This window comes from Oceanobacillus sp. B139/18, assembly GCF_055524595.1.
In genome coordinates this window covers 223,734-237,204 of sequence record NZ_JBVFXI010000002.1, presented here as the reverse complement: position 1 = coordinate 237,204, position 13,471 = coordinate 223,734, and the positions used below count along the sequence as shown (strand labels likewise).

The following is a 13,471-nucleotide window of genomic DNA, read 5'->3' as shown; positions in this document are numbered from 1 at the left end:
AATGTAATAATGGAGGATTTGTACTGATTATGAATATAAATGAATGGAAGCATCTGTTTAAATTAGATCCAGCAAAGGAAATATCTGATGAAGATTTAGATAAAATTTGTGAATCAGGGACCGATGCGATTATAGTCGGCGGCACTGATGATGTCACATTAGACGGGGTTTTAGATTTATTATCAAGAATTCGCAGAGCACATATGGTACCGGTGGTTTTGGAAATCTCGAATGAAGAAGCATTGACTCCAGGCTTTGATACTTATTTTGTTCCGATGGTATTGAATTCAAAAGAGAAAAAATATGTGATGGATATACAGCAAAAAGCAATCAAGGAATATATCGACATGATGGAGTACAGTGAGGTATACTTTGAAGGTTATTGCATTTTAAATCCAGAAGCAAAAGCTTTCCAGCATACGAATTGTGAATTGCCCGATATAGAAGATGTAAAGGCATATGCATATATGGCAGAGCATGTTTTTCATCTGCCCATTTTTTATGTGGAATACAGCGGTACCTATGGTGATGCAGAAGTCGTTCGCGAGGTGAAGGCAGAACTTAATGACACCAAGCTTTTCTATGGCGGCGGTATTGAGACAGCGGAGCAGGCCAAAGAGATGAAAGAGTATGCTGATGCAATTATTGTTGGAAACAGTATTTATACGGATATAAAACAAGCACTCAAGACAGTAGCTGCTGTTAAAGAGGATATGTAAAAAGGAGAATAACCAAGGAAGGAAGAGATAAGATGGAGCAAACGCTGGAAGCGATGATAAATACATTAAATCCGGAGCAGCAGAGGGCTGTACGGTATACAGAAGGTCCGCTCTTAATTATGGCAGGAGCCGGAAGCGGGAAAACACGCGTATTGACACATCGAATTGCTTACTTAATGGGAGAGAAGGAAGTAGCTCCCCGAAATATTTTAGCGATTACCTTTACCAATAAAGCGGCAAGAGAAATGAAGGAGCGGGTAGCGAAATTAGTCGGTCCTCAAGGTGAATATATGTGGGTCTCTACATTTCACTCGATGTGTGTCCGGATTTTACGCCGGGACATTGACCGGATTGGATATTCCTCGAACTTTTCCATTTTAGACAGTGCAGATCAATTATCTGTTGTAAAGCAAGTACTTAAAAATCTCAATATTGATCCAAAGAAATTTGATCCCCGGGCGATGCTTGGACAGATTAGTACAGCAAAAAATGAGCTGATTACAGAAGATGAATTTGCGAAGAATGCCGGTAATTTCTATGACCGCCAAGTAGCGCAGATTTATGAAGGCTATCAGAAAATGCTGCGGAAAAATCAGTCCTTAGATTTTGATGACCTGATTATGCAGACGATTCATTTATTTGACCGTGTACCGGAAGTTTTGGAATATTACCAGAGACGGTTCCAATATATTCATGTCGATGAGTATCAGGATACAAACCATGCACAATACTTTCTGGTCAAACAGCTTGCCAAAAGGTATCAAAATCTGTGTGTAGTCGGCGATTCAGACCAGTCTATCTACCGTTGGCGCGGAGCAGATATTACGAATATCCTGTCCTTTGAAAAAGATTACCCGTCAGCGAAAACTGTCATGCTGGAGCAAAATTACCGCTCTACCAAATCGATTTTACTGGCGGCGAATAAAGTAATTGGCAATAACTCTGGACGAAAGCCGAAAAATCTTTGGACGGATAAGGATGACGGAAAAAAGATATCCTATTATAAAGGAGCAACTGAGCAGGAAGAGGCTTTATATATTGCAGATACCATTCAGCAGTTAACTCGGTCAGGCAAATACCAGCCAAGTGACATTGCTATATTGTATCGTACCAATGCACAATCCCGTGCAATTGAGGATACATTTGTCAAATCAGCTATCAGTTATCAAATGGTTGGCGGTACACGCTTCTATGACCGTAAAGAAATCAAGGATATGATTGCTTATTTAAGGTTAATTACGAATCCCGATGATGATATCAGCTTCCAGCGTGTGGTAAATGAACCTAAAAGAGGAATAGGAAAAACATCGATTGAACGCTTGCAAGCATATGCAGTAGAGCATGATATTTCTCTCTTTGAAGCAGTGAAGGAAGTTGATTTCACCGGTGTTTCGAAAAAAGCAGCCAATGCTTTAGCAGGATTCGGTAGCCTTATCAGCTCGCTTACACAGCAGCAGGAGTTTCTGACAGCGACGGATATGGTAGAAGCTGTGCTGGAACGGACCGGCTATGAAGAAATGCTGAATAATGAGCGTTCCATTGAAGCGCAGTCTAGACTGGAGAACTTAGAAGAGTTTAAAACTGTTACACAAGAATTTGAAAAAGCAAGTGAAGAAGACAAAACACTCATCGCCTTTTTAACCGATTTAGCATTGATTGCAGATATTGACCGTGTCGATGAAGAGGATCCGGATCACTCTCAAAAAATCACCCTGATGACATTGCATGCAGCAAAAGGACTGGAGTTCCCTGTCGTTTTCTTAATTGGAATGGAAGAGAATGTATTTCCACACAGCCGCTCGATGTTTGACGAGGAAGAGATGGAGGAGGAACGCCGTCTTGCTTATGTCGGTATTACCAGAGCAGAAGAGGAGCTTTATTTGACGCATGCTCAAATGCGTACTTTATATGGACGTACCAATATGAACCCAATCAGCCGATTTATCAATGAGATTCCGGTGGAATTGATGGATGGCATGGAAACAACCAAAAAATCACCATTTGGCGGAGCTGGCAGCATGCGAAAGAGCTTTGGCTCGAGCCAGAAGCAGGAAGCACCACCGAAGAGACGGGCTGAAAAAATGCAGGCACATAAGTCCAGCGGAGCAGAATCTAAAAGCTGGTCTGTCGGTGATAAAGCTGCTCATAAAAAATGGGGAACGGGTACGGTTGTAAGAGTACAGGGAGAAGGAGAAAAGCTGGAATTAGATGTAGCATTTCCTGCTCCGGTAGGCATCAAACGTCTTCTTGCAAAATTTGCCCCCATAACAAAGGAGTAAAATGGAATGAACAAACAAGAAATCAAAGAACGCATGGATTCCTTAGTAGAAGTCCTTAATCAATATGGTTATTCCTATTATGTATTGGACAACCCGACTGTACCCGATTCGGAGTATGATCAGAAGTTAAGGGAGCTGGAGGATTTAGAAAAAGAGTATCCAGACCTTGCTAGAGAGGATTCTCCTACTCAGCGGATTGGTGGAGAACCGCTTGATGCTTTTCGGAAGGTAACGCATGAAACGCCAATGATGAGCCTTGGCAATGCTTTTAATGAGCAGGATCTAAGAGATTTTGCCAGACGGGCTCAAGAAGGCGTATCTGGTGAGGTTACTTTTGTGTGCGAGTTGAAAATAGATGGTTTAGCGATTTCTCTAAAATATCAGGAGGGCAAATTTGTTCTGGGTTCCACTCGCGGCGATGGAAGAATTGGTGAAGACATTACATCTAACCTGCGCACGATACGAAGTATTCCATTAAGTATCAAAGAAGCTGGAACTTTGGAGGTTCGCGGCGAAGCTTTTATGCCGCATAAGTCCTTTTTAGAGATGAATAAAGAAAGGGAAGAAAAGAGTGAAGAACCGTTTGCCAACCCGAGAAATGCAGCTGCTGGATCATTGAGGCAGCTGAACCCGAAAATTGCAGCTAAACGTAATTTAGATATTTTTCTATACGGCGTCGGTGAATGGGAAAACAGTAATATCACCAGTCATAGTGAAAGCTTAGAGGCCTTGCATCGTCTGGGATTTAAAACAAATAAAGAATGGAAAAGATGTAAGAGCATTGAAGAGGTATTGGAATTCGTTACGTATTGGACCGAACACCGCAAGGATTTAAATTACGAAATTGACGGGATTGTGGTGAAAGTAGACAGCCTGGATCATCAGGATGAACTGGGATTTACTGCGAAAAGCCCGCGGTGGGCGATTGCTTATAAATTCCCGGCAGAAGAAGTTGTAACTACTTTAAAAGATATTGTATTAAGCATCGGCAGAACAGGCGTAGTGACTCCGACAGCCATTCTTGAACCTGTCCGTATAGCAGGATCAACTGTGCAGCGGGCTTCCTTGCATAACGAGGATTTAATTCGTGAACAGGATATCCGGATTGGGGATCAGGTAGTTATCAAAAAAGCAGGCGATATTATTCCAAAGGTTGTCCGCTCGATTATCGAACAGCGGACCGGGGAAGAAAAAGAATTTCATATGCCTGAGGAATGTCCGGACTGCGGCAATGAACTGGTTCGTCTAGAAGGGGAAGTAGCATTACGCTGCATCAATCCGAACTGTCCGGCACAATTGATGGAGGGATTGGTTCACTTTGTCTCCCGGAATGCGATGAATATTGATGGTTTAGGAGAAAAAGTTATCATTCAGCTTTTCCGTGAAGATTTGGTCCATACCATTGCTGATTTATATCGATTGGAAAAAGAGGATTTGTTGAATTTAGAACGGATGGGCGAAAAATCCGTTACTAATCTTTTAAATGCTATTGAGGCTTCTAAAGCCAATTCATTGGAAAGATTATTGTTCGGACTTGGGATTCGTTTTATTGGTTCAAAAGCAGCACAGACTCTGGCGATGGAATTTGAAACCATGGAGCGGCTTCAGCATGCCAACTTGGAGGAAATTGTAGCCATTGAAGAAATTGGCGAGAAAATGGCAGATTCCATTGTCCGATATTTTGAAGAAGAAAAAGTGACGCAGCTATTGAAGGAATTAAAAGAGCTGGGTGTAAATATGACTTACACCGGTCAAAAGAAATCAGAAATAAAAACAGATAGCTTATTCTCTGGAAAAACAGTTGTATTGACTGGTAAAATGGAGCAGTATACGAGAAAAGAAGCGAAAGAGCTGATTGAATCGTTAGGCGGGGCAGTAACAGGCAGTGTAAGTAAAAAAACAGATGTCCTTATTGCTGGAGCGGACGCCGGATCAAAGCTGGAAAAAGCAGAAAAACTGGGGATAGAAGTGTGGAGTGAAACAGAGTTAAAAGAAGCGACCGAGGGAGAGGAGTGATTCGCTTTGAAAAAATGGATGCTATCCATTAGTGTAGTGGCACTGTTTTTAAGCGGATGTGTGCAGCAGAAGTCATCCAGCGAGGAGGAAGTCGTCCAGGAGGATGCCAGCAGCCAGGAAGAGACTTCTATCGTGCCTAGCAATAGACTTTCAGGGGAAAATTACCGAATGATTTTACCATATCAGCCAAGTGAGGCAAGAGGCGTTATTACAAGGCAAATGGCGAACCGTGTAGATATTGATGAAATGGAAGAAGGACTACGCCGTCTGTCCACGGATTCATATAGTCCGGAAGATTATTATTTTCAGGAAGGGCAATATTTTACAGAAGATCGTGTGAATAATTGGATTGATGATTTAAATCCTGAAGTAAATCTAGGGGCAGATGAAGAGACCTTCAGGGAAAATCCGCGTTATTTATCACATGTTCTAGAACAAAATTATTTAACACAGACAGAGGATGGAAATGTCAATTTAGAAGGAATCTCTATAGGACTTGCGATGAAATCTGTTTATCAATTCCAGACAGATACTGGCGAGCCTTACCAATATGAAGATATCTCTGAAAGTGCAATGATGGAACAAGCAACAGAAATTGCACAGGATATTGTCAATGATATTCGAGAAAATGATGAAGAGCTCAGTGATGTTCCTATTATGATCGGTATTTACCGGGAAGAGGAGCAAGCTTCTCCTGTGCCGGGAAATTTTGTAGCTAAAACAAATGTGGATGGAGGGAGCAGCTCAATTGACGGCTGGGAGGATGTAGAAGAAGAAAATATCCTCTTCCCTTCTGATGAAGGTCAGGAAAAATATTATGATGATCAAGAGCTTGTAACAAGCTTTGGAAATGAAATTCGTGATTTCTTTCCAAACTATGTCGGAATGGTAGGGGAAGGCTTCTATATAGATGAGGAGCTTCAGAAATTACGCATCGATGTCCCGATAGAATTTTACGGCAAGGGAGAGGTTATCGGTTTTACCCAGTATGTGTATGGTCTGATTGAAGATATGTTTCCAAACTATTATGATATAGAAGTTAATATTACTTCCAGCCAAAAGACGGAGAGCCTGCTTTACCGTAATGCGGGTGAGGATGAAATTCAAGTTCATATTTATGATTAAAGCATCAGGAAATTCACTGTTACTAGCAGTTTATCAGCTAGCAGCAGTGAATTTTCTTTTTTTAAGAAAATTTTCCGGGAAGGCGAAAGTTATTTAATGATTCTTCTATTGATTTTCCCAAATTGAAGAACGGCAGAGTATGGTACAATGGGTTTATAGAAGATATAATGACAAAGGAATTAAAATAGCTTATCATTGGAAAATGTTTTTAAGCACTTTCGCACTAATTTTCTTTATTTATGAAAAAATTAGATAAGCAGTCAAACATAATTTCTCTATTACAGAGACGGTTGCATCACGAACCGCTATGCCGTGATAAAAGTATAAAAGTGTGGGGTGAAAGATAACATGATAGCGATTGGGACGTATATCAAAATCCAGCGTACAAAGCAGAAAATGACTCTAGGGGAGCTATCGGAGGGAATTGTTTCTTTATCCTATTTATCGAAGATTGAGAATCAAAAAACAGAACCGAATGAGGATATTATCCGAAGGCTGTGTCACCGGCTTTGTATTACAATAGATCAGAGCCAGGAGGAGAAAATCGGCGAACTCTGTAAGAATTGGTATGAGATGCTTGATGAGAATACCAAAGAAAAAGACATGGAAGCTGCCTATCAGGAAATCCAGATGCTGATGGATAAAAATTATTCTAATCATCTCATTATGTTTGAGATTCATAAGATTAATTATTTTTTATTCATTGAAAGAATCGATTTGGCTGCCAATAAAATTACGCAGTTAAAAGAGGTTGTAAACACGTTTAGTGTAGAAGAACAGTATTACTGGTATTTATTTAATGGACGCTACAGCTTTGCGGTGAAGAATTATTATCATTCCATGTATCAATATAAACGGGCAGAAAAAATTACAGAGGATCATCGCCTGGAGGAAAAGGCAGAGGCCGACTTGAAGTATTATATTTCGATGGCACATTCTAAGCTGAGGAACTCCCTTGAAGCAATCGAATATGCAGAAGAGGCTCTGGAAATGTATATGAAGCAATATAGCTTCCTGCACTGTGCACGTGCCCATAATATTTTAGGAATTTGTTATACTCATATTAAGCTTTATGAAAAGGCAATTAAAAATTTCACACTTGGTCTGCAGCTTGCAGAAACCATTCATGATAAAAAAGTCGTTCAAAAGATTCACCAGAATCTTGGTTATCTATATGCTTCAAAGGGTGATTCGACAAAAGCGATTGAATACTATAAAGGGATTTTAAATGATTCAGACGTGTCAGCGAATACCAAAGTGGAGATCACAGCTTCACTCGTACGTGAATATTATCATTCGAATTATTATGATGAGGCAGAAGAGTATATTGATTACGGATTAAGTGTATTCTATGATTTAAAGGATAAACAGCCATACCTTGTGTATAAATACATCTTGCGCAGCTATAATTATCTGCTTGAAGAACAGTTCAATCTGTTTGAACAATTATTGGTCAAAGATTTACTTCCATTATTAAAGAAGCAAAAGGACTACGGGAATTTTATTCTTTATTCCGAGCTGCTGGCAAAACGCTATGAAGGTAATAATAATTACAAGGACGCGGCACAGTATTATAGAGAAGTAAACCAAATGTATAAGCATATTGCTCACATTTGATATAATTTTATGTCTAAAACCAAGTTATTCTATAATGTTAATTATAAATTATAGTATAACTTGGTTTTTTTGAGGTGTAAGAAAGATAAAATTTTGCATTTTAAATTATTTATTCAAAAATAACCATGTCCAGATCCAAGCGCCAAAAATCAGGAAACTTCACGTTGTGCCCTACGATAAAGAAGACTCAGCGATTGGCAAGCCGTCAGGCGCAGACAGAGCTGAAGCCGCACTTATGCTCCGCGAGCGAAAGTCATCATCGGTTCGTTACCTCACCGTGATTCCTTTATCTCGTAAGTAAAGGAAGTTCGACCAAGGTCGAACCACCCCCAAAGACCGGGGGCGCAGTTTCTACGTTTTTAAACGGGCGCTTTGCGCTTTTCGTTCTTATGCAGCAATATAAACTTGCCTTGTATAAGCAAGTTTTGCTATTATCATAAGTGGAATCCGTGTTAATAACGGTATTATTGCTATATAATTTGAAATTAATATTCTATCTTCTAGCTATCGCTGCCGAAAAACACTACGCTTTCCATGGGCCCCGAGCTCATCTCTTTCAAAGAAGACTTGCTGATTGGCAAGCCGACAGGCGCAGACAGAAGCAAAGTCGCACTTATGCCCTGTGGGTAGAAAAAAAGAAGTACGCTTTTTTCTGCGGGGTCTTCACCTTGGGACTGGGACTGCGATTACTCGCCCCATCAAAACCGTCGCTAGTTAGAGTGCTTAATTATAGGGGAAATAATTTATTTTACTTGGAGCAAAAGGTAAATTAAATAATTTGTCTTATAAAGCAACATTAATATCATTATTAATATAAAACATCTTATAAAAATGATATAATGTTGTTTTAATGAGTGTATAGGCTGAATGATGTTTATTCTAAATGCACGCTCGAATATAAGTGCTATTTTTATAGCATATTATAAATAAATACGATTATTTTGGAGGTTAAGCAAATGGCAGAGATTTCAAAAGAGCAAGTAAAGCATGTAGCTAATCTCGCACGCTTGGAATTTGATGATGAAGCTGTGGAACAAATGGCGAATGAGCTGAGTGCTATCATTGAATATGCTGAGCAGCTGAATGAATTAGATACAGATAATGTGAAGCCAACCACACACGTATTAGATTTGAAAAATGTGATGCGTAAAGATGAACCTAAAAAGTGGATTACACAAGAGGATGCATTGAAGAATGCTCCTGACCAAAAGGATGGACAAATCCGTGTTCCATCGATTCTAGAATAAAAGGAGGCAAACATATTCATGTCTTTATTTGACTATACGATAAAAGAATTGGAAGCAAAATTACATAATCAAGAGATTACTGTAGAAGACTTAGTGAAAGAATCTTATCAGCAAATTAAAGAAGTGGACGGAGATGTGCATGCATTCCTGACACTTGATGAAGAAAAAGCGCTGGAGAAAGCAAGAGAACTGGACAAACGTGAGAATAAATCCGGTGTATTATTTGGTATCCCGGCTGGTATTAAAGATAATATCGTAACGAAAGGACTTCGTACTACCTGTGCAAGTCAATTTTTAGATAATTTCACGGACCCGTTATACAATGCAACCGTTGTTGACAAGCTGGATGCTGAAAATCCGGTTGCAGTCGGTAAATTAAATATGGATGAATTTGCGATGGGATCTTCCAATGAAAACTCCGGCTATGAGCCGACTCGTAATCCTTGGAATACAGATCACGTTCCGGGCGGTTCCAGCGGTGGTTCTGCAGCAGCAGTCGCAGCAGGGGAAGTATTATTCTCACTTGGATCGGATACAGGCGGATCGATTCGTCAGCCGGCAGCATTCTGCGGTGTTGTAGGAATGAAGCCTACTTATGGACGTGTATCCCGCTTTGGACTTGTGGCGTTTGCATCCTCTCTGGACCAAATTGGCCCATTGACCCGTACGGTAGAGGATAATGCACGTGTACTGGAAGTTATTGCAGGACATGACAAAATGGACTCTACCAGTGCAGATGTAGAAGTTCCGGCTTATACAGAAGCATTAACTGGCGATGTAAAGGGATTAAAAATAGCTGTTCCTAAAGAATACTTAGCAGAAGGAGTTTCCGAAGAAGTAAAAAATGCTGTTTTAGAGGCGTTGAAGGTCTATGAATCCCTTGGTGCCACTTGGGAAGAAGTATCCTTGCCACATTCTAAATATGCACTTTCAACTTATTACTTATTATCATCCTCTGAGGCTTCTGCGAACTTAGCCCGTTTTGACGGCGTACGCTATGGTGTCCGTTCAGATAATGCAGAAAATATGTTGGATATGTTTGTGAAATCCCGCAGTGAAGGCTTCGGTGATGAAGTAAAACGCCGTATTATGCTTGGAACCTTTGCCCTCAGCTCTGGTTACTATGATGCCTATTATAAAAAAGCACAAAAAGTACGTACATTAATTAAAAATGACTTTGATAAAATTTTAGAAGAATATGATGTGATTGTTGGACCGACAACACCGACACCGGCATTTAAGGTCGGTGAAAAAACAAGTGATCCATTAACGATGTATGTGAATGATATCTTAACGATTCCTGTCAACTTAGCAGGCGTTCCCGGTATTTCTATTCCTTGCGGTTTCTCCGAGGATGGATTGCCAATCGGCTTGCAGGTTATCGGAAACTATTTTGATGAGAGCACTGTTTATCGTGCTGCACATGCATTTGAACAAGCAACAGAACACCATACAAAACGACCTCAACTAGGAGGTGCCAAGTAATGAATTTCGAAACAATTATTGGACTTGAGGTACACGTAGAATTAAAAACCGCATCAAAAATATTCAGTCCGAGTACAAATGAATTTGGTTCCGCGCCAAATACGAATGTCAATCCGATTGACTTAGGTTATCCGGGCACACTGCCAGTCTTAAATGAAGAAGCAGTCAACTTTGCGATGAAAGCGGCAATGGCACTCAATTGTGAAATTGCAACAGATACGAAATTTGACCGTAAAAACTATTTCTATCCAGATAACCCGAAAGCTTATCAAATCTCGCAATTTGATCAGCCAATCGGCGAGAATGGCTGGATTGAAATTGAAGTAAACGGCAAAAAGAAAAAGATCGGTATCACCCGCCTGCACCTGGAAGAGGATGCAGGAAAATTAACACATGGGGAAGACGGTTATTCCTATGTCGATTACAATCGTCAAGGAACACCATTAGTTGAAATTGTATCTGAGCCGGATATGCGTTCTCCAGAAGAAGCATATGCATACTTAGAGAAGCTGAAAAATATTATTCAGTATACAGGTGTATCGGATGTGAAGATGCAGGAAGGCTCCCTGCGCTGTGATGCCAATATTTCACTTCGTCCAATCGGACAAGAGGAATTTGGTACCAAAGCAGAACTGAAAAACTTAAATTCTTTCTCCTTTGTTCAAAAAGGATTAGAATTTGAAGAAACACGTCAGGAAAAAGTATTATTATCCGGCGGAGAAATCCTGCAGGAAACACGCCGTTACGATGAAAAAACAAAAGAAACGATTCTGATGCGTATCAAAGAAGGTTCGGATGATTATCGTTATTTCCCTGAGCCGGACCTTGTACCATTATATATTGATGAGGCTTGGAAGGAACGCATCCGCAGTGAAATTCCTGAGCTTCCAGATGCCAGAAGAGAGCGTTACGTAAGCGACTTAGGCTTATCAGAATATGATGCGAATGTGTTAACGGCATCTAAGCAGATGTCTGATTTCTTTGAGGAAGCAGCAGAGCACGGAGCAGATATCAAACAAGTATCCAACTGGTTAATGGGAGAAGTCTCTGCCTATATGAATAAGCATTATAAAGAGATTGAAGAGCTGGCAATTACACCAGATGCCCTGGCGAAAATGGTTAAATTGATTGAAGACGGCACAATCTCTTCTAAAATTGCGAAGAAGGTATTTGCAGAGCTGGTTGAAAATGGCGGCGACCCAGAAAAAATTGTTGAAGAACAAGGCCTGGTTCAAATCTCAGACCCAGAGCAATTGAAGCCAATCGTGAATGAAATTCTTGATCAAAACGAACAATCTATCATTGATTTCAAGGATGGAAAGAAAAAAGCAAAAGGATTCCTTGTCGGACAAATTATGAAAGCAACAAAAGGACAGGCGAACCCGCCGCTGGTAAATGAAATTCTTGCTGCGGAGCTGGAGAAACGATAAGCTTTCTTGGTAGAATGGTAATAAAATAAAAGAAGCAACAAGGGAAGGCTGTCGCAGAAATGAAATGTGGCAGCCTCTCCAATGTGAAAAAAGATGAAAAGAAAATGGACCATCATTGTAGAAAAACAACACATTTTATCGAGACTTGTTATTTTTTGTTCATTTTGCTTTTCAAACACATCAAAAAAGTCTATGATATGGATTAGACGAGTTTATTTAATACGATTATAATTTCAACATAAAGGAACTTCATAGGTTATTCATGTCAGATCATGGATAAATACTGCTTTTTATTATGAATCTATTTTGAGAGAGATTTCAGTGAATATCACCGTTCTGTAATACGTATAGTAAATATTTGCTATGGAATGTTGTGAGGTTCTCTAGGTTTCCTTTCATCTAAGGAGAAGAAAAGCAAAGAATGAAGTTATACTTTATATAATACGTGTCTGTAAAGAAGCAATTGCAAGATGGACCGTATGGGGAGGAAAGAACATGGAGAAGGCCCGAATCATTTATAACCCAACTTCGGGACGTGAAGCAATCAAAAAAGCATTACCCAATATTTTAGAAAAGCTGGAAACTGCCGGCTATGAAACTTCCGCACATGCGACAACATGTGAAGGGGATGCTATCGACGCTGCAAGAACTGCTGTAGAAAGAGGCTATGACTTAATTGTTGCGGCTGGCGGCGATGGTACGATCAATGAGGTCGTACATGGCGTAGCCGAACAGGAATATCGGCCAAAGTTAGGGATATTGCCTGCTGGAACAACAAATGATTTTGCCAGAGCACTTCAAATTCCCAGAGATATTAATAAAGCTGTAGATGTTATCTTAGAAGGCAATTCGCTGAAATTAGATATCGGAAAAGTCAACGAGCATTATTTTATTAATATTGCCGGCGGAGGAAAACTGACAGAATTAACATATGATGTCCCGAGCAAATTAAAAACAATGTTAGGTCAATTAGCATATTATATGAAAGGCATTGAGATGCTTCCTTCTTTAAAGCCGGCGCATGTCAGAATTGAGTACGATGAACATGTACTGGAAGAAGATATCATGCTATTTCTAATCTCTAATACGAATTCCGTCGGCGGTTTTGAAAAGCTTGCTCCCGATGCACGTTTAAATGATGGGTACTTTGATGTTCTTATTCTAAAGAAAACAAATCTTGCAGAATTTATTCAAATTGCATCACTTGCCCTTCGAGGGGAACATTTAAAAAGTAAAAACATCATCTATACACAGGCAAAGCGAATTAAAGTGACGAATGAGGATAAAATGCAGCTGAATATTGATGGGGAATACGGCGGTATGCTGCCGGGAGAATTCATCAATCTTCAGGAACATATCGAGTTTATGGTCCCAGCAGAATTCATCGAGCATCAAGAAGAGCTGGAATAAAGATGAAAGTCTCTAAACATACAGTTGTTTTAGAGGCTTTTTTGATTGCTCCTGTCTCCTTGAGCATAGGAACAGTTGTTGTTTGTTAAAAGCCTGTGATAGAATAAAGTGAGCAAAAGTGATTACGGAAATAGAGGAAGATG

General features: G+C 40.0%; 9 protein-coding genes. All 9 read left to right on the top strand.

All coding sequences use genetic code 11. The annotated features are described in order from the left end of the window. Positions 1 to 26: 26 nt before the first annotated feature. A complete protein-coding gene (gene pcrB, locus ACZSMY_RS08510; protein WP_193063918.1) occupies positions 27 to 719 on the top strand; it encodes a heptaprenylglyceryl phosphate synthase in 693 nt (230 codons plus the stop codon). A gap of 32 nt (positions 720 to 751) precedes the next feature. Next, complete coding sequence (gene pcrA / locus ACZSMY_RS08505; protein ID WP_256705995.1) at positions 752 to 2,998, top strand: DNA helicase PcrA; 2,247 nt, start codon at positions 752 to 754, stop codon at positions 2,996 to 2,998. A 6-nt stretch (positions 2,999 to 3,004) separates the two neighbouring features. After that, complete coding sequence (gene ligA / locus ACZSMY_RS08500) at positions 3,005 to 5,014, top strand: NAD-dependent DNA ligase LigA (protein ID WP_465147660.1); 2,010 nt, start codon at positions 3,005 to 3,007, stop codon at positions 5,012 to 5,014. A 6-nt stretch (positions 5,015 to 5,020) separates the two neighbouring features. After that, positions 5,021 to 6,139 carry a CamS family sex pheromone protein gene (locus tag ACZSMY_RS08495; protein ID WP_368901399.1) on the top strand — a complete coding sequence of 373 codons (1,119 nt, stop codon included), beginning with the start codon at positions 5,021 to 5,023 and terminating at the stop codon, positions 6,137 to 6,139. A gap of 348 nt (positions 6,140 to 6,487) precedes the next feature. Continuing rightward, complete coding sequence (locus ACZSMY_RS08490) at positions 6,488 to 7,756, top strand: helix-turn-helix domain-containing protein (protein WP_042533064.1); 1,269 nt, start codon at positions 6,488 to 6,490, stop codon at positions 7,754 to 7,756. Between the two features lie 956 nt (positions 7,757 to 8,712). Further along, complete coding sequence (gatC, locus tag ACZSMY_RS08485) at positions 8,713 to 9,003, top strand: Asp-tRNA(Asn)/Glu-tRNA(Gln) amidotransferase subunit GatC (protein ID WP_042533066.1); 291 nt, start codon at positions 8,713 to 8,715, stop codon at positions 9,001 to 9,003. Between the two features lie 18 nt (positions 9,004 to 9,021). Further along, positions 9,022 to 10,488 (top strand): Asp-tRNA(Asn)/Glu-tRNA(Gln) amidotransferase subunit GatA, encoded by a 1,467-nt coding sequence (gene gatA, locus ACZSMY_RS08480; protein WP_042533068.1) that lies wholly within the window; start codon positions 9,022 to 9,024, stop codon positions 10,486 to 10,488. Further along, positions 10,488 to 11,918 (top strand): Asp-tRNA(Asn)/Glu-tRNA(Gln) amidotransferase subunit GatB, encoded by a 1,431-nt coding sequence (gene gatB, locus ACZSMY_RS08475; protein WP_465147659.1) that lies wholly within the window; start codon positions 10,488 to 10,490, stop codon positions 11,916 to 11,918. Before gatA ends, gatB begins: the two co-directional genes overlap by 1 nt. A gap of 495 nt (positions 11,919 to 12,413) precedes the next feature. After that, a complete protein-coding gene (locus ACZSMY_RS08470; RefSeq protein WP_193063861.1) occupies positions 12,414 to 13,328 on the top strand; it encodes a diacylglycerol kinase in 915 nt (304 codons plus the stop codon). Positions 13,329 to 13,471: the final 143 nt, after the last annotated feature.

Bases quoted from the DNA above. Each gene is read 5' to 3' on its own strand.
- pcrA (WP_256705995.1), top strand. From the start codon at position 752: ATGGAGCAAACGCTGGAAGCGATGATAAATACATTAAATCCGGAGCAG.
- ligA (WP_465147660.1), top strand. From the start codon at position 3,005: ATGAACAAACAAGAAATCAAAGAACGCATGGATTCCTTAGTAGAAGTC.
- ACZSMY_RS08490 (WP_042533064.1), top strand. From the start codon at position 6,488: ATGATAGCGATTGGGACGTATATCAAAATCCAGCGTACAAAGCAGAAA.
- gatC (WP_042533066.1), top strand. From the start codon at position 8,713: ATGGCAGAGATTTCAAAAGAGCAAGTAAAGCATGTAGCTAATCTCGCA.
- gatA (WP_042533068.1), top strand. From the start codon at position 9,022: ATGTCTTTATTTGACTATACGATAAAAGAATTGGAAGCAAAATTACAT.
- gatB (WP_465147659.1), top strand. From the start codon at position 10,488: ATGAATTTCGAAACAATTATTGGACTTGAGGTACACGTAGAATTAAAA.
- ACZSMY_RS08470 (WP_193063861.1), top strand. From the start codon at position 12,414: ATGGAGAAGGCCCGAATCATTTATAACCCAACTTCGGGACGTGAAGCA.